This window comes from Lacticaseibacillus sp. 30, assembly GCF_053819265.1.
This window is the reverse complement of sequence record NZ_JBSOQX010000019.1, coordinates 25,742-46,876: the sequence shown is the minus strand read 5'-3', so window position 1 is coordinate 46,876 and position 21,135 is coordinate 25,742. Positions and strand designations below refer to the sequence as shown.

Here is a 21,135-nt window from a genome sequence, read left to right as displayed (position 1 = left end):
TCAGAAATTTAATTGAAAAGGAGCTGTGTTATGAGTATTATTGACCGTCTTTATAGCATGCTGCCAACACTGACCGCGACTGACCGTAAGATTGCGCAGGTTGTTCTGACGAATCCCGGTGCTGTCGTGAATACCACCATCGCCGCCCTCGCAAAAGAAAGTAACGTTAGCGAAGCCTCAATTTCTCGTTTTTGCCGGACAATTGGTGTTGAAGGCTTTCATCAACTCAAGATTGAGCTTGCTAAGGTTGCTGAAAACCGTAGTGCGTATTATCAGGAAATTAACGCCGACAATCTTCAGCAAGCCTTAAGCAATATCAGTGCCAACAAAGTCGCCGAAATCGAAGGCACACTAAAAAACGCCAGCTCACATGACATTCGAAAAATTTTGGATTTGTTAAAACAAGCTAGTGTAATTTTAGTCGCCGCTGCTGGCGACACGCAGCCGGTTGCCGATGACGCCGTCTATAAATTCAATCAACTCGGTCTACTAGCCATCACAGACAGTTCTTGGGAAACGGCGCTCGCCCAAACCATGAATGCACCTGCAGATGCTTTGTTGCTGGTTATCTCAAATTCTGGCGAAACGCGGAATCTCATCACCCAAATCAAAGCCGCTCAACAACGTGGTATTGCTGTGGTCGCGATTACCAATCGCAAGGATTCACCGATTGGCTTGGCCGCCGATTATCAGCTTTTGACCGCGGTTCGGCAGCAAATTTTCGAGTCTGAATATTTCTTCTCACGCGTAGCCGCCATGACGGCGGTGGAAGCCTTATTCTTGTTACTTCTAGCTGAGGATAAAACTTTCATGGCACATATTAAGGCTCATGAAGCATTGATTGCGGAGACTAAGATTTAAGTGTTCGTCTTAGACCGACTCTTATCATTTAAAAATGCCATTTCTTCTAAAAAAGAGGGATGATTTTTCCGTAACACAGAAAAATCATCCCTCTTTATTTGCAAGTATCAATTATGTTTCAACCTTAACTAGAAAAAGTCAGCAACTATGCCGTCTTCGCCGTTCTCGTCATCACCTGACGATTTTGACGCCAGAACCAATACGTAAAGGCCAAGACTAAAATTGTCTGCACAACTAGTAGGACTTCTTCAACCGCACCGTTCAGCGCACCAACCTGCGTCAGTGCCGCCGGAAAGTCGATAAAGGCATGTAAGCCGATTGGCAACAATAGCCAGAACCAGCGCATGCGTTTCATAATGATGATCCACACAACCACGGATAATGCGATCTGAACCGCCAAGGCGAGTAGTCGTTCCATCAAGGATAACGAAATCGTCCAGCCCGTCGTTGCCATCAATTGTTTCACTTGCGTATTGAGCACCGAACGCGAGCTAGCGGGTACCTTTTCAAGCATTTCGTTTACTTTGCCGCCATTAATCAGCATTGCAAACATAAAGTTGCTGAACATGGTCAGGCTGCCAATCAGAATCATTTCAAGCCCGCCATGACCTAATCCGTATAGGAATGGTGTTTCGGGTGTCGCCGCCTTGGTTGGTATGCGTTTATTAATAAACTTAAGTCCTAGATAACGGCCAACCTCTTCAAAAACACCAGCTAACAGCGCGCCATACAACGCATATAGAAACGGCACATGTTGGAAATCTTTAGCGATGCCGCGGAAGGGTCCTTCCAATACACCAGCGAATAGGAAAAAAACGCCCATGCCAATAAAGAAAACCTTAACAGCACCTTTTTTGGGCTTTCTGTAACGCAGAATCACCCAGATTAACAAAATAATCGGCAAGGCAAAACAAAGTAGCATCTCAACGCCCATCATGTTAACCGTGAATTGGCTGACAGGGCTGTTATTCACAACTTTATCCATTCTGAACACCCCTCAATCAAGTATAAAAGAAATGATGACAATACCCGCGACGATCAATAGAAAACCGACAAGGATCACCCAACTCATCGTTTTGGCCATATTGAGCGTGAACCCAATCCCCAACCGTTTTTCAACAAAGAGCGCCGGATCAGTTGGATTATAGTAAAACATCCCCCAGACCCAATGCTGATTATCATTCAACACAGATCCTTTGGCCGTAAGTCGCCGCGTTCCCAGAATATACACCAACGGCAAAAAGCTGACGGAGAGCAGTGTCAGGGTTAGTGTGATGATCACAAACCACCATTGACCTTCAGCTGACATATTCGGCAGCATGAGTTGGAGAACCAATAAGCTTTGACTCAGAAAACCCGTGAACAGCAGATAATACAAAACGGAATTGCGCACCTTACCAGCTCGCGGTTCAGCATCCGGATTGCCGCGAACTGCCCCGCGTGCTCTGCGGGAAAGATAAAAAGCACCCAGCACAGTTAGCGTTTCAACCGCCAGCGCCAAAATCATGACCCATGAATCTGCTGATGTTTGCTGAAAACCAAGTACAAGGGCTAAAAAGAACTGCGGCACCAAGACGAGCCCATAGGCTGCCGGAACCAGCGTTTGGGGCTTGAGTTTATTCAGGTCAACAGTCACCTTGCTTTGGGTAAGCTCCTGCTGATTCCCCATCTCTTTAAGGAGTTGCAAACTTTTCCGATGTGCCGCCACAATCAAGGCATAATTCAGACAGATCGAAAGCAAAAAGGCAGCAATTTGAATCCAAGCAAGCGCAGTCGCCGCAAAGTGCATGGTGGCCGCAATCCCAATGCCAATCACTGAAAGGATTGCCGCCCCTGTTAATGAAAAGGCGAGATAACGACGGCGTAATTTTTTAGCTGCTGGCGTTGTCCAAATGCTGTTACGGGCATATACAACGCCGAATAAAACATTTCGCCGTGACAGCCATGGTGTGACAGCCTGAATCGCAACCAATATCAACCACGTAACAACTAAAATCACCATTTCTGCTTGCATCTTTAATCACTCCTTCAGATCATCATAAAGTTCATCAATCATGGTGTGCAGTGCATCCCGATCTAAATGCCGGGCCACTGCCTCCGCGACAACCTTTTCTAAGGCAGGTCGCAGCACCTCTGCCACTGCTTGATTCGGGGAGCCATGCGCGTGAACAACGACGCCACGGCCTCGCTGGATCTCAACAAAGCCTTCCCTTTGTAGTTCCTTATAGGCTTTATTCACCGTATGCAGATTAACCCCAAGTTCATTGCCCAGCGCGCGGATAGACGGCAAAATAGTGCCATTCGTCAAGTCCCCGGTGGCAATGCCACTCACGATAGCATCGCGAATCTGCGTATACAGCGGAATCTTAGAATCGAAATCGATTGTCAGTTGCACGTCTTCACCTTCTAACTGTTCTAGTTGTTATAGTTAGTATATAACACTTAACGCTCACTTAGTCAACAATTCACAACTCAAAAGGCGATAAGAGCACAAAAAAAGTCCCACGCAAGAAATGTCATCGTGAGACTCTTTACAAACTCTTTTTTACAGATCAATAACTACTTTTCCCGACGACGCAGTCCAAATGACCCAAAACTGATCAAGGCAAGCAGCAAAGCCACCCCGATCGCAATTAAGCTGGTCCGCTGGTTATCACCGGTATTCGGCAAGTAACGGCTTATTTGCTTGGTTGGGATAATAACTTCGATTGGCGCGGTGTCATTATCGGATAGCGGTGCCGATTCTGTCGGCGTATCCGACATACTTGGCAAAACTTGGGTTGACGGTGTTGTTGGTGTTGATGGCGTGACTGGCGTTGATGGCGTCACAGGTGTCGCTTGCTTTGCGTAAACGAACGTCACGGTTAGACTGCCTGTTGCAAAAGCACCATTTTCCGCGATGCTGCCAGATGCTAATCGTAAGTAGTGATAATTCGCGATCATCGTTGGTGTAACAGCATACGGATCGCCGACATGACCGGTCAGAATCTTATCAGGCGCAATCTGCTTGCCATTGTCATCGACATATTTCACGTCAACAGTTCCTTGAGCAACTGGATTCTTAGTGTAGATGAAGGTGACGGTTTGCGTACCGTCCGTAAATGAACCATCTTCCGGCGCACTGCCTGTCGCCAAACGAGCAAATTGGTAATTCGTCATATCAATTGGTCTTGCTTCGTAAGGATCACCGGCTTGACCAGTGAGTATTTTATCAGATGCCAACCGTTTGCCGTCTACGTCAACAAACTTCACGTTGACACTGCCACGCGGAATTGGTGTCTTCGTATAAACAAAGGTGACCGTCTGTACGTCATTGGAGAAAGTCCCGTTTGCTGGTGCGCTGTCTGTGGCTAATTGGGGATTTTCATAATAGTCAAAGGCAGGTGCTGTCATCGTATAAGGATCACCGACTTTGCCAGTGATCACCTTATCAGGTGCCAACATATTACCCTCTATATCAACACACCTAACGACGACGGCATTGCCAGTTATGGGTAAACTACGATTCTGATAAACATCGGTGTCTGGCACAGCGCTCGTTGTGTCATCGCCAGCGTCTGTGACACCCTTAGTCGAATATTGACCGGTTTGATGACCGGCAATGATCTGGTCATTCATGCCAGTTTCTTGCTGTTTCAATACCGTTGCTTGATTAGTCGGCGATGTTCCAGTCGCGTTGGTGACCACTGAATGAATATGCGATGTCGATGCTGCAACTGACTGGATTTGACTACCACCCACACAAATCCCCACGCCAATCAACGCTGCCACCCATAGCGTACCCGCTTTATACATCTTATGCTGAGACTTTTCTTTACTAAATGCCTGCAATGATTTTGCCCCCTTCTCATGACCCAAGCCGAGACGCGCTCAACCGAAAACAACAAAGTAAATATTACATATTGGTGACAAGTATAACACTTGACATTTTTCTATGTATTTCGTGCTGTGCTACATTTATAACTTTTCCTGATGCATTTCGTCAGTCTAAATTTTCTATATTCCTAAAAAACTCGAATAGAGACCCTTGTGGGCTAAAAGTTCACTAGGGCTTCCATCTTCAGCTACTGATCCATGCTCTAAAGCAATGACTCTATCCATCTTTTTAGTTATATTAAGTCGATGAGCAATGAAAATTATGGTTTTAGTCTCTAGTTTCAAAAGCCTGTCAAGAACCTTCTGCTCGGTTAGAACATCTAAGTTGCTTGTCGATTCATCAAAGACTAAAACTTTTGCTGGCGAGAGAATAGCTCTAGCGATTGCTAATCGTTGCCTCTGTCCACCAGACAACAACCCTCCATTTTCAGATAACAATGTGTCATATTGCATTGGTAGCGTCATAATATAACTATCTAAATCTGCAATCTTACATGCCGATCTCAGTTCCTTCAAAGTAATTTCTTTGCCAGATCCCAAAACTAAATTTTCACAGATTGTTTCAGATAGGACAAAATCATCCTGCGAAACGTAACATATGTGATGTCGCAGCGCATTACGTTCAATGCTATTGATGTCGTATCCATTGATCAGAATAGAATCTTTATCATCCGATTCCAAAAAGCCTACTAAAAGTTTTGCTAAAGTTGTCTTTCCAGAACCGCTCATGCCAATTATGGCCACTTTGGAACCTTTATCTATTCTAAAGTTTACATTTTTCAGTGTTCTAGCACCATATCCATAGTTGAAGTTCAAATTATTGACAACAATATCACCATCTAATCTATCTGTTTTTTTCACACGTCTAGACTTAGTAAATTCTGATTGAATCGTATTAACTTCATCCAATCTATTATTCGCTACTTTTGCTTGCTGAAGTTTTGGTTGCAAACTCACAATACTCTCAAGCGGTCCCATAAAATAAGTTAGTAGCATTGTAAAAGTAAACAGTTCACCTACTGTCATGCTTTTGTTTATTACTAAAAAAGCGCCTACTGAGAGAACAATTAGATTAAGTACTTGTTTGACCACAGCTTTCAACGACTGTTGAATGTAATCAAGCTTATCGTAATTAATTTTTTTCAACAAAAAGGAATGGAACTCCTTTTTTGCTTTTTCATAAAGTCTTTCCTCACTTCTTAGGGATTTGATGGTCTCAATTCCGCTTAAGCTTTCTATGATTGTGGAGCCTAGGACAGCATCACTTTCCATGACTTCCTGATTTATAACAACAAACAGATCCTTCATGCCAATAACTATTAACGCATATATTGGAATAATGGTTAATGAAATTATAAATAATGCGGCATTTTGCAAGAAAAGAAATAGTCCGACCAACAAAGCTATCCAAATGTTTAAGAAAATTGTTATTATGGTGTTTGCTAATGCCTCAATGATGTTATTTGCGTCCGCGAATCTAGAAGTTATCTCACCGATTTTCCTTGTATAGAAAAAAGGAAGGGGTAAATCAAATACATGCTTGAGATAGTTCAATGAAACCATTTCTTTCAGTCTTTGACCAAAGACCGCACTAAAGAAGGATTGAACGCAATGCAAGATTGCTTGGAATATATACGCACAAACAAGTCCGACAGAAACAATAACCATTAGCGAAATCTCTTCGTGAGGTATATATTCATCAACCATTTCTTGTACAAAATATGAACCAATGATGCTAATTGCAGCAACTATAATCGCAGCGAGCAATGTTGCCATGAGCAACCGTCTTTGAGTCAAGATCATCGGTATAAATTGTGTTAAAGTCTTCTTATCTTCTTTCTTTGGCTGGTAATGCTCATTTGGAGTAAAAAATAAAGCTACTCCAGACCATTCAGCTTTAAATTGTTCATAAGTTAGCTCTGTGACACCAATCTTGGGATCGGGGTCGCCAACAATGATTCTTTGTTCTGAAACACAAAAGACTGTACAATAATGCAACAATTTTTTGTTGCGAACAATATGTACGATAAAGGGTGCTTGTAATGACTCTCTCTGAAAGATTGACATATCGGTCTTAACAGCCTGCGTGTCCAGTCCTAATTGATTAGCTGTCTTCACAATTCCCAAGGCAGTTGTTCCTTCTTTTGATGTCTTTGCAATCTGTCGAAGATGAGATAATGAGTAATCAGATCCGTACTTTTTTAGAACCATGTTTAACGCTGCTACACCACAGTCTCGCTCATCAACTTGAGGTGTGTAAAAATCTTTAAAATTTTCCCGTCGCATGATAAAGTCCTCTAGATTTTTCCTTAAAAAAACAGCAACAATCGTTATAAGGTCAACGGTCGTTGCTGCTTTATGTAGCACAGATTTTGGCTATAAGTAATTACCAGCCAAAGTGTTGGTCAAGCCATCGACCAATACCTTGCCAGAATGCTCCGCCAATGATCTTGGACAAGTCATTGTCATTTAAAACTCGATCTGTTTTAGATAATTTCAACTGATTTCACTTCCCTCATATTGTAAACCTGACCGTCTCTTCTCTAGTGCCAGTGTTGATCAATCCATCGACCAATACCTTCCCAGAAGCCCCCACCGATGATGGCAGAAAGTTCTTTGTCGGTTAATACATGGTCCTCAGCGTGCATTTTCACGTAATCACCCCCTTTCAGTGTTCACTTCATCAACATCTTAGCTAATACTTTTTCTTTTAAAGATCAAAATACCAATCGATAAGAAACCAACTATATATACAAGGTATCCAATAGTAAGCTGGTTAAAGCTTAAGTGGGTTAAATTAGACATCTTAGAATCACTAAGTTGTTCGCCCAAATTCATCATATTAATCGGATTCCACTTTAACCATGGACTTTTATCAATCATCATAAACATCAGCTGATTGAAGATCGAAGCAACAAAATATGTACTCACTCCTGTAATTATTGCAGGAGTCGAATTCACAAAGAGTGTAGCTAATAAGAAAACAAAGCTCATAAGAAACAACATCGTTAGAAAGCTCGAGATATTGGTAAGCAACCAAGCCTGCCAAATCTTCCCATGCTGAGTGATACTTTCATTTAGACTAAAGCGATTATTCAACAATAACGCTTTGAGGATTAGACTCACAATTAAGCTACCTACATATGCGGTGACAGCACATAGTAGAAGAGTTAGCCATTTACTTATCAAAATTTTTGTGCTTGAATACCGCCGATACAATAAACTTTTTAAAGTACCAAATTGAATCTCAGATGATAATTGGGTGCTACCCACTGCTATCATATAAAACATAATCACTATAGGAGCATAGAAGCTATTCAAGAAAGCAGACTGTGGACGTAAAACCTTAGGGTATCTGAGAGCACAAGACGCCACCACAACCTGACAAGTTGTTAATCCAATCCAAAAAACTAAGAAGGAGGGTTTCTTGATTAACTTATAAATTTCTTGCCTAATTAGTGTTAACAAGTTTCAGACCTCCAAGCTTTCTTGAGGGGATTTTTTTAAAACATCCAAAAGAGAATCTTCCAAATCCCCCTGTGTTTCTGAAATGTTCTTGATTAATATGTTTTGTGTCCAAAGCACCTTTAACATTTCATTAATGCTAGAATTTTGAGGTCTTTTTATTTTCAGCAAGTGTTTGTCAGTAAAGACTTCATAACCATTTTGTAGTAGCACTTTTTCAGCAACCGGATTTTGATTTGTATCAAGCAAGAGATATTTGGAACTTTTTGATAAGATGTCTTGCATAGTTGAATTCAACACCAATCGACCATGATCTATAATGGTTACTTCATCGGCAATTTTCTGCAACTCGCTCAAAATATGACTTGAAATTAAAAACGTTACCCCTTGCTCTTTTTTCTTGAGAATTAAATCCCGCAATTCCATTGTTGCTTTAGGATCTAAACCATTCATGGGTTCGTCTAAGATTACTAGCTCAGGATTATTTACAAAAGCCAGTGCAATACCAAGCTTTTGACGCATTCCAAGAGAGTACTTGCTAGTCTTAATGTCAGCATAGGAAGAGATTCCTAAATCTTCAATTATTCTGTTCACTTTGTTACGAGGTTGATCTCCTCTCGAAAAAAGTGTTAGCTGTTCACGACCCGTTAAATACGGGTACAGTCCCGGGTACTCAATCAGTGCTCCCACTCTTTCTAATGCTCTATGATCATCGGCAGTTATCTTCAATCCATTAAAAACAATCTTGCCAGTGAATGAAGTTATTCCAAGAATGGATTTCATAATGGTAGTTTTCCCAGCTCCATTTGCCCCAATGAGACCAACAATATGTCCGCGTTTAATTTCAAAGGAAATCTGATGTAAAACCTGTTTTGTTCCAAAACTTTTTTCTAAATGATCGACTTTTAGCATCCTTATTCACAATCTTTCTGTCAACCTTTATTGAAGTTCTGAGCATGTTCACTAGCGGCACTAATTGCACTGGTTGCCAATGTCATTGAGGCTCCAACAACAATAACAACTCCAAATACCGATGCAAGACCAATAAGAAACTTTCTTTTCAATTATGACCATCCTTTCGCTGAAATAAACTTAACACGGACCGAATGAATAACTACGATTTTTGACAAAAAACAAAAAAACAGCCTATAATTGGCTAGTTAGTGAAAATAAGAAAACGGAAGACCTCAAAATGACAAAAGTCGAAATTGGTTACTTGTTCAAAGAAATCCGCCTTGAGCGTGGTCTCACAATAACAGATGTTGCAGGGAATATGAGTGCTAGTACCGTTTCCAAATTTGAAAATGGTCATTCGGAAATATCTGCAGAAAAATTAATTCTGTTGCTCAATAGATTAGGGATGGACGCAACAGAATTTTTTAAAATTCTCAGCATAAAACAAAATGGTTTAGAATCTCTGAATAACTTTTCCCAGAGATCATTTGACAAATATTTGATGCAACTTGCACTCGAACAGGATATAGAAGGTCTCATTCATTTTCGTAAACAATTTACTGATCAATATCAGAAAACACATGCGAAGCTTTACAAGTTGCGCGAAATAATAGTTTCTGCTATCATCATTGATACTCAAAATACACACGCTGTACTCTCCAAAACAGATTCAACGTTTATAAATGACTATTTAATGGCAAGAGATGTTTGGTATGAACTTGAATATAGTTTATATGGTGATTGCGTTTCTTTTTTGCAATCGCCTGACTTTGATCGCCTTTATGCAAAATTTCTAACCATTCATTTTTCTTTCCGACAACGCCGAAATTACATTAACCTCTTCTTTCAATCGTTCTACAACACGGCCGTTGCGCTGTATTACAGGCAAGAATATGCTAAAGCTGTACAAACATTGGACCATCTTCAAGACCAACAGTTACCTGATACTCTTTTCTTCATTCGTTTACAGCTCCGCCTTCTTAGGGCACTCTGCCTCTACAAACTCACAAAGAGTCCTGAAACGGCTGAAGAATTAGCATCTCTCGTTAAAGTAATCTCCAAAGTCAGCCCTGTATTTGGTCGACGTTGGAAAGCTGAGTTTCATTTTCATGAACCTATTGGGGATAATGCCTAAAGCTAGGAAAATTCGATAAAATAGAATATCAGCTAAAAAGGCAGTTCCAGCATTTCCTTTAAAGGAATGCTGAAACTGCCTTTTTTAATTTTGAACATTTAGATTATCTTTCTTTATCCCGAATTGCCTTTTGCTGATGCGCTGGCTTTGCGAAGATCATGCGCCCTGCAGCCGTTTGTAAGGCACTGGTGACAATCACTTCTAACGGTTTGTTCATGTAGAACTTGCCGTCTTCAACAACGACCATGGTGCCGTCTTCCAGATACGCGACCCCTTGCTGGCGCTCAGAGCCGGATTTGATGACGGTGACCGTCATGCCTTCACCGGGAATGACATCTGGTTTCAGCGCATTGGCTAAAGCGTTGATGTTGAGTACTGGCACATTTTGGAACTGGGCTACTTTGTTAAGGTTAAAGTCATTCGTCATAACGATGCCATCCAGCAATTTAGCGAGCTTAAGCAGCTTGCTGTCGACTTCGGTCATATCTTCAAAATCGCCTTCATACATCTCAATATGAATGTCTTTATCCTTTTGCATGGCATTGAGAATATCCAATCCTCGGCGACCACGCATTCTTTTCATGGAATCTGCGGAGTCGGAGATTAGCTGAAGCTCATGCAAAACAAAATTGGGCACGAGCATGGTGCCTTCGATAAAGCCGGTTTTGGCGATGGCCTGAACACGACCATCAATGATCACACTGGTATCCAGCAACTTGTACTTGCGGAAATGATCGCCGACTTTACGTTCTAACACCTGATCATTTTCCGTATCTGCAGTTCGGCGGTTACGGAAGCTCAAAAGCCGCCGCCATTCTTCGCTGCGTGTCGTACCCACCCGAAAACCCAAGTAACCGAATAATAGCATGATGATGAGTGGTAGGAAGATATTCAGCGGTGCAACGAAGCCATAGAACGGAATTGAAATAATTGCCGCCAAGATCAAGCCGATTATCGTGGATAAGCTGCCGAACAACAAGTAGCTTGGCGACTTTGTGTTCAGTGTCTTCTCCAACACTTTCAACCGACCTAGAATCCAACCAACGCTGAGGCTTGCCAACAGCAGGAAAACAACGCCGCCAATCAAGCCGTCAATTAACAGATTGTTCAGAAAATGGTTGTCTGCCCAGCCGATCAAATCCCAAAGCGGCGGCAAGGTGCCCATCCCGACCCCAATGCCAATCAGGCCGAAGATGATATAGATAATTCGTTTCTTCATAAAATGACCCCCTTTCTTAGTTTAATTAAAGACCTTATGCAGCGCTTCGGCAATGCTTGTAACACCAATGACTTGAATATCTTTTGGCGCATGCCAGCCTTGCAAGTTGTTACGGGGTACAAAAATCCGTTTGAAACCCAGTTTGGCCGCCTCTTTGACACGTTCTTCGATCCGATTGACGCGGCGCACTTCCCCCGTCAATCCGATTTCACCGACAAAACAATCTGTCGGTGAAATCTCCTTATCTCGATAAGATGACGCAATTGCCACAGCCATGGCGAGGTCAATCGCCGGCTCATCGAGTTTCACACCGCCTGTTGCCTTGAGATAGGCGTCCTGATTTTGCAACATCAAGTTAGCCCGCTTCTCAAGAACGGCCATGATCAAGCTCACTCGATTGTGATCCAACCCACTGCTCGTCCGTTTAGCATTGCCATACATCGTTGGACTGATCAAGGCTTGAATCTCGACTAAGATTGGTCGGGTGCCTTCCATCGAAACAACCACCGCAGAACCGGTTGCCCCCGCCAAGCGTTCTTCCAAGAAGATTTCCGAGGGATTGGCGACTTCCTGTAACCCGTCTTGATGCATTTCAAAAATGCCGATTTCATTGGTCGATCCAAATCGATTTTTGACGGATCTTAAGATTCGATACGTGTGGTGCATGTCGCCTTCAAAATAGAGCACCGTGTCGACCATATGCTCAAGAATCTTCGGCCCGGCAATCGCCCCTTCCTTAGTGACATGGCCAACGATGAAAATGGTCACGCCTTTGGACTTGGCAATGCGCATCAGTTCTGCCGTCACTTCGCGAATCTGTGCCACAGAACCGACCGCTGAATTCATTTCTGGCACATTCATAGTTTGAACGGAGTCGATCACAACATAATCCGGCTGCATTTGGTTGATGACGTCTTCAATACTCGGCATGTCGGTTTCGGGATACAAGTACATCCCCGAATTTGCCACGCCAAGCCGGCCAGCCCGCATTTTGATCTGACTGGCACTTTCTTCGCCAGAGACATACAAAACCGTTCCGCCGGTATTAGCCAACTGCCCTGATACTTGTAATAGCAAGGTTGATTTACCAATCCCCGGATCCCCGCCGATCAGCACCAGTGACCCTGGCACCACTCCGCCGCCAAGCACCCGGTTCAGTTCATCTAAGCCAGTCTTGACGCGCGTTTCTTTGGTGATCGTCACATCGTTCATCCGCGTCGGCTTTATCTTGCTTCCGGCTGCGGTTTGTCGCGGCACAGACTTGCTTGAACTGACGGTTTCTTCCACTAAGGTGTTCCAGCCGCCGCAATTTGGACACCGGCCTAGATAAGTGGCTGAAATATAGCCACAGTTTTGGCAAACATATTGTGTTTTTGCTTTCGCCATATTATCCCTTCAATAGTTACGCTTTATCGGTTGAACCGAACCCGCTTTGTCGCTTGGCTAGGCCGCCTTCATCGCCGTCTGCCAATAAAAATGGCATGAAAATACCTTGACCGATGCGATCGCCTTTTTTAATCACGACATCGCGCGGGAAAAAATTAAGTAGCTGAATAAAGATTTCGCCTTCATTGGCTGGATTGTTATAGTAATCCGCATCAATCACGCCAATCCCGTTCGGCAACACCAAGCCATGCTTCAATGGACTGCTCGAACGATTCGCTAGCACTAAAACTTCATTGGGCTGCATATAGGCTTTGATCCCAGTCGGCACCAAGTAAGGTTTCAACACCTTCTTAGCGCGCTCAAAGTCTTTATTGGTCAGTGGGTGCTCATTTTTAATCAAGCGGAAAAGCCGGATAAAGTCGTACCGCCAAATACTTCTTAAGACGAAGTCCTCACGTGCATAAAAGTCGTAACCAGCGGCCTGCTTCGTCTGCCGGGTCGGCAAAGTTAAATCTTCATCTTGATACTTTGAAACAATCTCAAAACCTCGGGTCTTCATAGCTGCCTCCATTTAAATAGTGTCCAAAGTATCATACCATGCGGGCACATGGCACGGCCATGGTGAAAGGGCTTCCCTTCTTGTAATTATACCGCGTTCCTGATAGATTTGGGGTAGTAGACAGGTTATTAAACAGGCAAACATGTAAGCGTCTGAAGCTGCTTAAGAATCCTCTAAAAGTTTACCTGTACCATCACGAATTGACCCAAGGAGGGTGCCCCATGGAATTCCAACGAGAACCAGGTCGTTTTTTTAACACGGACTGGGACGGCCGCTTAATGGCCGAAGTCACTTTTCAAGACATTGATGACGGTCACGCGTGGGCGGTTGACCATACGTTTGTTGACGAAAGCTTGCGCGGTCAAGGGATTGCCGGCCAGCTGATTGAAACAGTCGTGGCTGCAGCCCGCAAGGAAGACAAAACGATTGAACCGCTTTGTTCATACGCCGTCCATGCTTTCCACAATCACCCCGAATATGCCGATGTCTTGCGGCCAACAAAAGAAGCTTAATCGTCCGCCGTACCGACATCATCACAGCAACAAAAAAGCCGCTATGAGCGGCTTTTTTGTGAGCGCAAGCAGACTCCCTTAGAAACCTGCAACCGGGTAATAGGCGACAATCGTCTATGCTAGCCGATCATTCCAGCGATTCTTCTTAGTTGGCAACAGGAAGTAAATCAATAACCAGATTTGGCCGATGATTGGCACATACCAAAGCAAAACCCACCAACCACGGCGATCCGTGTCATGCAAACGCCGAACTGACAGCGACCAATTGGCAATAAAAATAATGAAATTAATCAGTGATGCAAGAAAGGTTTCTTTTCCAGGCTGAAAATTCAAAACACGCGTGACGTTCATGCCAAAAATATTAAATAAAATCGTCATGATGACATAGCCAACGATAACATTAAGCAACCACGGCCACCAAAATTCACGCCGCGACGCCGTGCCAGAAAAGTTGCCTAAATGCTTAAAATAGTTCTGATATGCCTTAACCATAAGCTTAAACCCACCTAACTAGATAATTGTATGTCCAAATAATACTGGACATAGTCTAAATTATACTTTTAGTAAGTGCTTATTAAAAGTAAAATACCCCGAAACTTCTTATTCTGAGAATCTGCAGCATTTTGTTGAATAGATTAACGAGCTTGTGCCACTCAATGATCCATTGATTTTCCATCTTTAAATTCAAATTAAAATGAGGTAAGGTTTCTTTAATGCAATAAAAAGGAGATCGCCTATGTCAGAAATTACATTTGATCAAATTAAAGACTTTCAAGCCCAACTAGCCAAACAGCCGGCTGCCGGCGCCACAGCTCGTGCGGTGCAAAACGTTGGCCCACAAGCTGCAAGTCGCGAACCCATTGACGGCGAAGATATGAAACCGGTCTTTTCTCTTGATCTTGATACCGGTACCGTTGCTAACCAAAAGAAAAGTGGCCGCTGTTGGCTCTTTGCCACCCTCAACACCGTTCGCCACGGCATTGCTGATGAATTCGGCATTAAGGACTTCGAGTTTTCACAAAACTACAACGCCTTCTTTGATCGTTTGGAAAAAGCTAATTTATTTTATGAAAACATTTTAGCAACGGCCGATAAACCGCTTGATGACCGCGAAGTTGCCGATTATCTGAGTGGCCCGGATCAGGATGGCGGTCACTATGATCAGGCTGAAGCACTGATCGAAAAATACGGTCTAGTCCCTAAGTCAATCATGCCAGAAACCTACAACAGCGAAAAAACGGTTGAACTCAACAGCGTTTTGAATGAGAAGCTGCGCAAAGATGCCAAAGTCTTGCGTGAGTTGAAACAGGCCAACGCTGGCGATGACGCCATTGCCGCTAAAAAACGCGAATTTCTCAGCGTTGTTTACCGCATTCTCGCATACACTTTTGGCAACCCGCCAACCCAATTTGACTTTGAATATCGCGATGATAAGAAGCAGTACCACCGCGACACCAACCTGACCCCGCAGTCTTTCTTCAAAAAATATGTGAAGTGGCATTTTGACGATTACGTTGTGGTTGCGAGTGATCCGGAGCCGAACAAAAAATATCATCAGCTGTATACCATCGCTTCTGCGAACACCGTTGTCGGCGGTCATCCCCTGACCATTCTGAATCTACCACCTGACCAGTTGAAAAAACTGGCTTTAACCCAGCTACAGGCCGGTGAAGCCGTTTGGTTCGGCAATGATGTGCTCGCTGATATGGATCGCAAATCTGGCACGCTTAAAGGTGGGCTGTATAACTACAGTGACTTATTCGATCTGGATCTTCATTTCGACAAAACTGATCGAATTGTGACCACCGAAGCAGAAATGTCGCATGCTATGACGCTGACCGGCGCTGATGTTGTTGACGGCGAGGTCACCAAATGGAAAGTCGAAAATTCTTGGGGCAAAGACAACGGTCACGATGGCTATTTTGTTGCTGATGCATCTTGGTTCGACCAATATGTTTATGAAGTGGTCGTTCGCAAAGATCTGCTCGATCCAGCTGATCAAGCAGCACTTAAAGCAACACCAATTAACGTACCAGTCTGGGATTTCCTGAATTAAATTAGACTTGTATGCTAGACTAATGATGTTCGACAAAGGCAGTGCACCTACATGCTAGCTCATGCTTTCATGAACGCGCTTGTCTTCGTCTTCATAACGCGCTCGCCAGCCCAGAAGCCTGCGTGTAAGGACCCCAGATGCAATGGCCAAAACCGGGCCATCACATCTGGTGCCGCTTACACTCCGGTTTCTAACCGGGCTGGCTCGCGCTCAAAAAAAGGAGTGTCTTTTAATGTCTGCAGAAATTACCACTGGCGATCTGGCTCAATTCAAACAAGATCTCCAAGCCACACCCGGTGCATCCGCTCTTCAAAAAGCGGTCATGAACAACGGTATCAACGCAACTGCTGAGAATACGGACAGCAAAGTTGCCATGACCCCGACTTTTTCTATTGAACTTGATACCGGCAGCGTTGCCAACCAAAAGCAAAGTGGCCGTTGCTGGATGTTTGCCGCCCTCAACACGATGCGTCACGGCATTCAAGCACAATTTAAAATTAAAGACTTCGAACTTTCTCAGAATTACACCTTCTTCTGGGACAAATTTGAAAAATCCAATTATTTTTATGAAAATGTTCTGAAAACCGCCGATCAACCACTCGATAGCCGTAAAGTTGCCTTTTTGATGACCACACCACAACAGGATGGTGGTCAGTGGGATATGTTGTCTGCTTTGATCGAAAAATACGGGATCGTTCCTAAGTCCGTGATGCCGGAAACTTACAGCTCAAGTAAAAGTAGCGAGTTGAACGGTTTGTTGAACTTAAAGTTGCGCAAGGACGCCGTTGCGCTTCGCAAACTGGTTGCTGATAAAGCAAGCGATGCTGATATTGAAGCAGCTAAACAGAAAATGTTAGCTGAAGATTATCGGATTTTGGCTTACACCTTAGGCAACCCGCCGACGAAGTTCGACTTCGAATATCGCGATGATGATAAGCAGTATCATATTGACCGCGAACTCACCCCGCAGACCTTCTTCAAGAAGTACGTTGCATGGAACCTTGATGATTACCAAAGTATCATCAATGCGCCAACTGACGACAAGCCATACAACCATTTATACACGGTTGAAATGCTCGGCAACGTTGTCGGCGGCCGCGAAGTTCGGCACTTGAACCTCGATATCGATACTTTCAAAGCCTTGGCCGTTAAGCAGCTCAAGGCAGGCGAATCGGTTTGGTTCGGTTCTGATGTTGGTCAGAGTTCTGATCGGCAATTGGGCATCATGGATACCAACATCTATAAGAAGGATGATCTTTTCAACACCGACTTCACCATGACCAAGGCGGAACGCCTCGATTACGGCGAAAGCCTCATGACTCACGCAATGGTCCTCACCGGCGTTGACATTGTCGACGGCAAGCCAACCAAGTGGAAGGTTGAAAATTCTTGGGGCGACAAGGTCGGTGACAAAGGCTATTTTGTGGCCAGTGATTCTTGGTTTGACGAGTTCGTTTACCAAGTTGTCATCTCCAAAAAGTACCTGTCAGCTGACTTGCAAGACGTCATCAAGAACGAATACGACAAACCAACCGTTCTGGCCCCATGGGATCCAATGGGTGCGTTAGCTTCCAAATAAGTCCATACGAATTGGTAAGCTGTCATATTGCAAAGCCTCACGGTCAATGATCGTGAGGCTTTTTGTTGTTCGCAAACCCCTTGCGAAACCATCAAAAAATGTTTTGCTAGTTGACGTATCGAACTTTTTTGATTAAAGAAAAATGTGGTATTCTGGTGACACATCGTAACCACGCGTTTTTTGATATCGGAGTCATCTCAGAAAACGCTCACTTTGGAGGGCAATGTATGGGGACACAATTCGCCTTTGACTGGCGCCAAATCATTCATTCACGAAAAAACATGGCCGTACTCGGGTTGTTCATGGCCGCTTTTATCGTGGCGTTTTTCGCTTTAAGTTGGACCAAACGGCTCGATGTCACTCAAACATCACAAGCAACAGCCAACGCCGCGTTGGCCAACTATGCTGAATATAATCTGGATACATTGAGTAAAGCACAAAAACCATTATTGGCTAATCTTGACGCCCAAAATTCAGCAACCGGCGTCATTGGCTTGGGCCTGCAGCTTGATGAGCCTGACACTACCCGTAATGGGTTGCTTAGTTTACGTACGGCGCAGCTAACCATGCGCCAACATCATTACAAAGCGCTCAACACGATGCCGCTGCCACCGTTGCATCAGCTTACTGGCGATGTGCGGAGCCTGAACGTTTTAAAATCTGAAGGCCGGCCTGCTGCAACAAGCGTTAGCACAAGTGCTTCTTATATTGTTTTGGTGTTACCTTATCTCGGCTGGATCACTGGTGCCGCTGCGATATTGCTCAGTTGCGACAGTTGGATCGAGCGGCGGCGACACCGGACACTCATCACTGCTCGTCCTTTGACAGCTGGCCTTGCGGGGAGCAGCCGCCTACTAATGCTTACCGGGTTTTACATCTTAACGCTGCTTGCCGGTTTTGCTTTGATGGTTGCGACACCAGCCCTGATAGCTGGCCTAGGTGACTTCAATTATCCGATCGCCGTCATGGGTACAGCCATACTGCCATTGTGGCAATACATACTTTTGTTTGGCGGCCTGACAATCTTAGCCGGTATTTGGCTCATCAGTTTTAGTATGCTAGTCAATACTTGGATCACCAACGTTTATCTGACCGCCTTTATCGTCATGGCAGCCGGATTATTGCCAGTCATGCTGCCACAGCTCTTCCATTTCCTGTGGTTCCTGCCAATGCCATATCTAGACAGTTACGCGACATTAAGCGGTACCTTAGTGGATCGCTTGAACCAGCCACTTGCTAGCGTCGTCATTGGCACTGGTTTGCTGTTTCTCTGGACCTTTGTTAATCTCTTTATCTTTGGCCTACGTGTCAAAAAGGAGGCAGCATGATGGCTTATTTTCGTTTTCAGTTCCACCAGCTGCTGACCAACCGGAAAAATCTAGCAGTAATTGGTATCGCCTTAGTTGCCCTGATCTGCCAATTTGTCTTTTTCCCACCGAACACCACACCGGTCGAGTTACCGACAGCAACTGTTTTAACCCGTGATCGCGATAAAAATATTGCCTTTGTCAACGAATCGCACGGGCCTAATACCGCTGTGTGGGTGCCATCAACACGCGAATTTGCTAAGCTTGAAACCCAGATGTTAACAGCGCAAAAGCAAGGAAAAAATAAAGCTTACGTTCGCGCAACTATCAACTATCTCGGCTTTTTGCGAAGATATGCTGCTAATCCCGATGCCCAAAGCAGTCCGTTCCATTACCCGCTCACCTATTATTACGAAAATCGTCAATATCCTGATGCTGATGCTGCTTACGCTAATGTTGTTTTAACGCAATCACTAATACCTTTGGCAAAACAAGCACATCCAGATGTATCGACAATTCATCAGCAAACATTCTGGCAGACACTTTTCCGCGGTGCACTGGGTGGCTGGCTGACAGCGTTGTTGCTCATCACCATTCTGCTTGCGAATGATCTGCTGACCAGCGAGCAACGTCATCGCAGTATTGCGCGTTCTTTGCCACTTAGTCCGTGGCATGCCATCAATACCAAAACGCTGACGGTACTTGGTACCCTCGCCGAGGCAGTCACCCTGCTAATTGGTGTGACTGCTGTATGTGTCATCCCCTTCCATGGTCTTGGTTCACTAACCACAGCCATCAGTAACTTTGCCAAAAACGGGTCTTACGCTTATGTCCAGCCACTGGCACTTGGTTCTGCTTTACCCATGATGCTTGGTTTGACTGTACTGCTCATGTGGCTGTTCATTCGACTTAACTTGCTTTGCCAATTGCTCTTTCACAACGAATTGATCGGACTGGTTCTCAGCGCCCTACTGCTCTTTGGCGAACCGCTCTATTTCATGCAAGGTATAGCCTTCTCCGTACCCCAAACAGCCTACTATCTACCTAGTTACATGAATCCAGCAGCCATCGTCAACGGCCTACAAAATTTCAGATACGATACCGGCCAAATGACACCGTTATCTGGGGTCATCGTGATTGGCAGTGTCATTGTCCTGCTAGAAATCATGCTGTTCATCGTGACACATCGCCGACATGCTGCGACGGTTAAATAGAGCGTGAGCTGGCGCGGTTAGAAACCAACGTGATGCGTACGCATTTTACAGGAGGGTACATCATGGAATTGCAACTGCAAAATCTTGCATTAAGTTTTAAAAACAAACCCAACGTCATTCACGACATCAGCCTCACCATGAATGGCGGATCAATCGTCGGGATTGTCGCCCCCAATGGTACCGGCAAAACCACCTTGCTGCGCTTGATTCTCAATGATCTAAAACCACAAGCAGGCAAAGTGCTGGTAGATGGTAAAAGTTATGGTAGTCAAAAACAAAGCCTTGCGCTGCACCGGCAGATGTGCCTTTTCCCAGTTCAAGATGATCTTTATCCAGATTTATCCGGCAAAGCGCACCTCGAGTATTATGCCAAGCTTTGGCACAATCGTTCGAAGAGCGTGAAACAGATTATCAATGTGCTCGACATGCGGGACTACATCAATCAACCGGTGCGTACCTATTCAATGGGCATGAAACAGCGATTATGTTTTGGCATGGTCATGGCGGCCAACACCCCGATCATGCTACTGGATGAGTTTATGAATGGGCTCGATACGATCAACGTTGCCCGAATGTCCCGCATTTTGCGCGGCTTACGCGCAGAAGGCAAGCTGATTATCACGGTCTCCCACTTGCTGAACAATCTGCAAGGGTACGCCGACCTCATCTACTTCATGCGTGACGGTAAGATTATCAAAACCATTGACCAACACGAACAGCAGCCGCTCTATATTCAGGTTGCTGAAGAAAATGCCAGCCGTTTACCACGTATGCCGTGGGAACATTACCCCAACGGCATGTTGGTGCTGCCAATCCAAAAATTGCCAGGTGAGCATTTCAATCAACTACTGTTGGGTTTAGCAGCCCACCATATTCCCTTCAAACTTGGGCCACTCGATCTTGATACTTATTTCAACGAATTTTACGAAACTGATCAATGAAATAAAAACAACATAACGTAACTCATGCCGCTGTTTCTTATTCATTAGTGGCCGACAATATAACTAAATTT

At 44.3% G+C, this 21,135-nt stretch carries 22 protein-coding genes; 8 read left to right on the top strand and 14 right to left on the bottom strand.

Going from position 1 to position 21,135, the window contains the following annotated elements:
* Positions 1-30 precede the first annotated feature (30 nt).
* Positions 31-861, top strand: a complete 831-nt coding sequence (locus ACWPAB_RS11830) for a MurR/RpiR family transcriptional regulator (RefSeq protein ID WP_003567235.1) — start codon at positions 31-33, stop codon at positions 859-861.
* A 145-nt stretch (positions 862-1,006) separates the two neighbouring features.
* Here ACWPAB_RS11830 and ACWPAB_RS11825 read toward each other — a convergent pair whose 3' ends face one another.
* From ACWPAB_RS11825 to ACWPAB_RS11780, 10 genes are all read right to left on the bottom strand, one after another.
* Entirely contained in the window at positions 1,007-1,846 is an 840-nt protein-coding gene (locus ACWPAB_RS11825) for a YhfC family intramembrane metalloprotease (protein ID WP_003577825.1), read from the bottom strand.
* Positions 1,847-1,858: 12 nt separating this feature from the next.
* Positions 1,859-2,875 carry a DUF5808 domain-containing protein gene (locus ACWPAB_RS11820; protein WP_003577828.1) on the bottom strand — a complete coding sequence of 339 codons (1,017 nt, stop codon included), beginning with the start codon at positions 2,873-2,875 and terminating at the stop codon, positions 1,859-1,861.
* Between the two features lie 6 nt (positions 2,876-2,881).
* Positions 2,882-3,256: a GntR family transcriptional regulator gene (locus ACWPAB_RS11815; protein ID WP_003567242.1), complete on the bottom strand. Its 375-nt coding sequence runs from the start codon at positions 3,254-3,256 to the stop codon at positions 2,882-2,884.
* A gap of 164 nt (positions 3,257-3,420) precedes the next feature.
* Entirely contained in the window at positions 3,421-4,692 is a 1,272-nt protein-coding gene (locus ACWPAB_RS11810) for a MucBP domain-containing protein (protein WP_003577830.1), read from the bottom strand.
* A 165-nt stretch (positions 4,693-4,857) separates the two neighbouring features.
* Positions 4,858-7,023 carry a peptide cleavage/export ABC transporter gene (locus ACWPAB_RS11805; protein WP_016381824.1) on the bottom strand — a complete coding sequence of 722 codons (2,166 nt, stop codon included), beginning with the start codon at positions 7,021-7,023 and terminating at the stop codon, positions 4,858-4,860.
* Positions 7,024-7,123: 100 nt separating this feature from the next.
* Positions 7,124-7,237, bottom strand: coding sequence for a bacteriocin (locus ACWPAB_RS11800; protein WP_003577835.1), 114 nt, complete (start codon positions 7,235-7,237; stop codon positions 7,124-7,126).
* Between the two features lie 43 nt (positions 7,238-7,280).
* Entirely contained in the window at positions 7,281-7,385 is a 105-nt protein-coding gene (locus tag ACWPAB_RS11795; RefSeq protein ID WP_191994146.1) for a bacteriocin, read from the bottom strand.
* 43 nt (positions 7,386-7,428) lie between these two features.
* Positions 7,429-8,205, bottom strand: a complete 777-nt coding sequence (locus ACWPAB_RS11790; RefSeq protein WP_003577837.1) for an ABC transporter permease — start codon at positions 8,203-8,205, stop codon at positions 7,429-7,431.
* A 3-nt stretch (positions 8,206-8,208) separates the two neighbouring features.
* The gene (locus ACWPAB_RS11785) at positions 8,209-9,114 is read right to left on the bottom strand and encodes an ATP-binding cassette domain-containing protein (RefSeq protein WP_016366635.1); all 906 of its coding nucleotides are present in this window, start codon (positions 9,112-9,114) and stop codon (positions 8,209-8,211) included.
* A gap of 20 nt (positions 9,115-9,134) precedes the next feature.
* Entirely contained in the window at positions 9,135-9,266 is a 132-nt protein-coding gene (locus ACWPAB_RS11780; RefSeq protein ID WP_003580794.1) for a hypothetical protein, read from the bottom strand.
* Between the two features lie 128 nt (positions 9,267-9,394).
* Here ACWPAB_RS11780 and ACWPAB_RS11775 point away from each other — a divergent pair, with 128 nt between their 5' ends.
* Positions 9,395-10,291 (top strand): helix-turn-helix domain-containing protein, encoded by an 897-nt coding sequence (locus tag ACWPAB_RS11775; protein ID WP_003580795.1) that lies wholly within the window; start codon positions 9,395-9,397, stop codon positions 10,289-10,291.
* Positions 10,292-10,394: 103 nt separating this feature from the next.
* Here ACWPAB_RS11775 and ACWPAB_RS11770 read toward each other — a convergent pair whose 3' ends face one another.
* Genes ACWPAB_RS11770 through ACWPAB_RS11760 form a run of 3 tightly spaced genes read right to left on the bottom strand, consistent with a single transcriptional unit; the run spans position 10,395 to position 13,455 of the window.
* Positions 10,395-11,510, bottom strand: a complete 1,116-nt coding sequence (locus ACWPAB_RS11770; protein WP_003567252.1) for a PIN/TRAM domain-containing protein — start codon at positions 11,508-11,510, stop codon at positions 10,395-10,397.
* Between the two features lie 21 nt (positions 11,511-11,531).
* Positions 11,532-12,896 (bottom strand): DNA repair protein RadA, encoded by a 1,365-nt coding sequence (gene radA / locus ACWPAB_RS11765; RefSeq protein WP_003580798.1) that lies wholly within the window; start codon positions 12,894-12,896, stop codon positions 11,532-11,534.
* 16 nt (positions 12,897-12,912) lie between these two features.
* Positions 12,913-13,455 carry a dCTP deaminase/dUTPase family protein gene (locus ACWPAB_RS11760; RefSeq protein WP_003567256.1) on the bottom strand — a complete coding sequence of 181 codons (543 nt, stop codon included), beginning with the start codon at positions 13,453-13,455 and terminating at the stop codon, positions 12,913-12,915.
* 221 nt (positions 13,456-13,676) lie between these two features.
* On the opposite strand from ACWPAB_RS11760, the gene ACWPAB_RS11755 reads away from it, so the two are divergent.
* Entirely contained in the window at positions 13,677-13,967 is a 291-nt protein-coding gene (locus ACWPAB_RS11755) for a GNAT family N-acetyltransferase (RefSeq protein WP_003567258.1), read from the top strand.
* Between the two features lie 114 nt (positions 13,968-14,081).
* Here the strand turns inward: ACWPAB_RS11755 and ACWPAB_RS11750 are convergent, their stop codons facing one another.
* Entirely contained in the window at positions 14,082-14,459 is a 378-nt protein-coding gene (locus tag ACWPAB_RS11750; RefSeq protein WP_003567260.1) for a DUF805 domain-containing protein, read from the bottom strand.
* Between the two features lie 244 nt (positions 14,460-14,703).
* Between ACWPAB_RS11750 and ACWPAB_RS11745 the strand changes: the two genes are divergently transcribed.
* From ACWPAB_RS11745 to ACWPAB_RS11725, 5 genes are all read left to right on the top strand, one after another.
* Positions 14,704-16,023: a C1 family peptidase gene (locus ACWPAB_RS11745; RefSeq protein ID WP_003571381.1), complete on the top strand. Its 1,320-nt coding sequence runs from the start codon at positions 14,704-14,706 to the stop codon at positions 16,021-16,023.
* Positions 16,024-16,255: 232 nt separating this feature from the next.
* Entirely contained in the window at positions 16,256-17,602 is a 1,347-nt protein-coding gene (locus ACWPAB_RS11740) for a C1 family peptidase (protein ID WP_003576225.1), read from the top strand.
* 227 nt (positions 17,603-17,829) lie between these two features.
* A complete protein-coding gene (locus ACWPAB_RS11735; protein WP_003580801.1) occupies positions 17,830-18,930 on the top strand; it encodes a hypothetical protein in 1,101 nt (366 codons plus the stop codon).
* A complete protein-coding gene (locus ACWPAB_RS11730) occupies positions 18,927-20,123 on the top strand; it encodes a hypothetical protein (protein WP_003580803.1) in 1,197 nt (398 codons plus the stop codon). Before ACWPAB_RS11735 ends, ACWPAB_RS11730 begins: the two co-directional genes overlap by 4 nt.
* Positions 20,124-20,185: 62 nt before the next feature.
* A complete protein-coding gene (locus ACWPAB_RS11725; protein ID WP_003576231.1) occupies positions 20,186-21,064 on the top strand; it encodes an ATP-binding cassette domain-containing protein in 879 nt (292 codons plus the stop codon).
* The last annotated feature ends 71 nt before the right edge of the window (positions 21,065-21,135 follow it).

What these genes read in the sequence shown, in the direction of transcription:
- ACWPAB_RS11830 (WP_003567235.1), top strand. Translation starts at nt 31, where the DNA reads ATGAGTATTATTGACCGTCTTTATAGCATGCTGCCAACACTGACCGCG.
- ACWPAB_RS11825 (WP_003577825.1), bottom strand. Translation starts at nt 1,846, where the DNA reads ATGGATAAAGTTGTGAATAACAGCCCTGTCAGCCAATTCACGGTTAAC.
- ACWPAB_RS11820 (WP_003577828.1), bottom strand. Translation starts at nt 2,875, where the DNA reads ATGCAAGCAGAAATGGTGATTTTAGTTGTTACGTGGTTGATATTGGTT.
- ACWPAB_RS11805 (WP_016381824.1), bottom strand. Translation starts at nt 7,023, where the DNA reads ATGCGACGGGAAAATTTTAAAGATTTTTACACACCTCAAGTTGATGAG.
- ACWPAB_RS11795 (WP_191994146.1), bottom strand. Translation starts at nt 7,385, where the DNA reads ATGCACGCTGAGGACCATGTATTAACCGACAAAGAACTTTCTGCCATC.
- ACWPAB_RS11785 (WP_016366635.1), bottom strand. Translation starts at nt 9,114, where the DNA reads ATGCTAAAAGTCGATCATTTAGAAAAAAGTTTTGGAACAAAACAGGTT.
- ACWPAB_RS11775 (WP_003580795.1), top strand. Translation starts at nt 9,395, where the DNA reads ATGACAAAAGTCGAAATTGGTTACTTGTTCAAAGAAATCCGCCTTGAG.
- ACWPAB_RS11770 (WP_003567252.1), bottom strand. Translation starts at nt 11,510, where the DNA reads ATGAAGAAACGAATTATCTATATCATCTTCGGCCTGATTGGCATTGGG.
- radA (WP_003580798.1), bottom strand. Translation starts at nt 12,896, where the DNA reads ATGGCGAAAGCAAAAACACAATATGTTTGCCAAAACTGTGGCTATATT.
- ACWPAB_RS11760 (WP_003567256.1), bottom strand. Translation starts at nt 13,455, where the DNA reads ATGAAGACCCGAGGTTTTGAGATTGTTTCAAAGTATCAAGATGAAGAT.
- ACWPAB_RS11755 (WP_003567258.1), top strand. Translation starts at nt 13,677, where the DNA reads ATGGAATTCCAACGAGAACCAGGTCGTTTTTTTAACACGGACTGGGAC.
- ACWPAB_RS11750 (WP_003567260.1), bottom strand. Translation starts at nt 14,459, where the DNA reads ATGGTTAAGGCATATCAGAACTATTTTAAGCATTTAGGCAACTTTTCT.
- ACWPAB_RS11745 (WP_003571381.1), top strand. Translation starts at nt 14,704, where the DNA reads ATGTCAGAAATTACATTTGATCAAATTAAAGACTTTCAAGCCCAACTA.
- ACWPAB_RS11740 (WP_003576225.1), top strand. Translation starts at nt 16,256, where the DNA reads ATGTCTGCAGAAATTACCACTGGCGATCTGGCTCAATTCAAACAAGAT.
- ACWPAB_RS11735 (WP_003580801.1), top strand. Translation starts at nt 17,830, where the DNA reads ATGGGGACACAATTCGCCTTTGACTGGCGCCAAATCATTCATTCACGA.
- ACWPAB_RS11730 (WP_003580803.1), top strand. Translation starts at nt 18,927, where the DNA reads ATGATGGCTTATTTTCGTTTTCAGTTCCACCAGCTGCTGACCAACCGG.
- ACWPAB_RS11725 (WP_003576231.1), top strand. Translation starts at nt 20,186, where the DNA reads ATGGAATTGCAACTGCAAAATCTTGCATTAAGTTTTAAAAACAAACCC.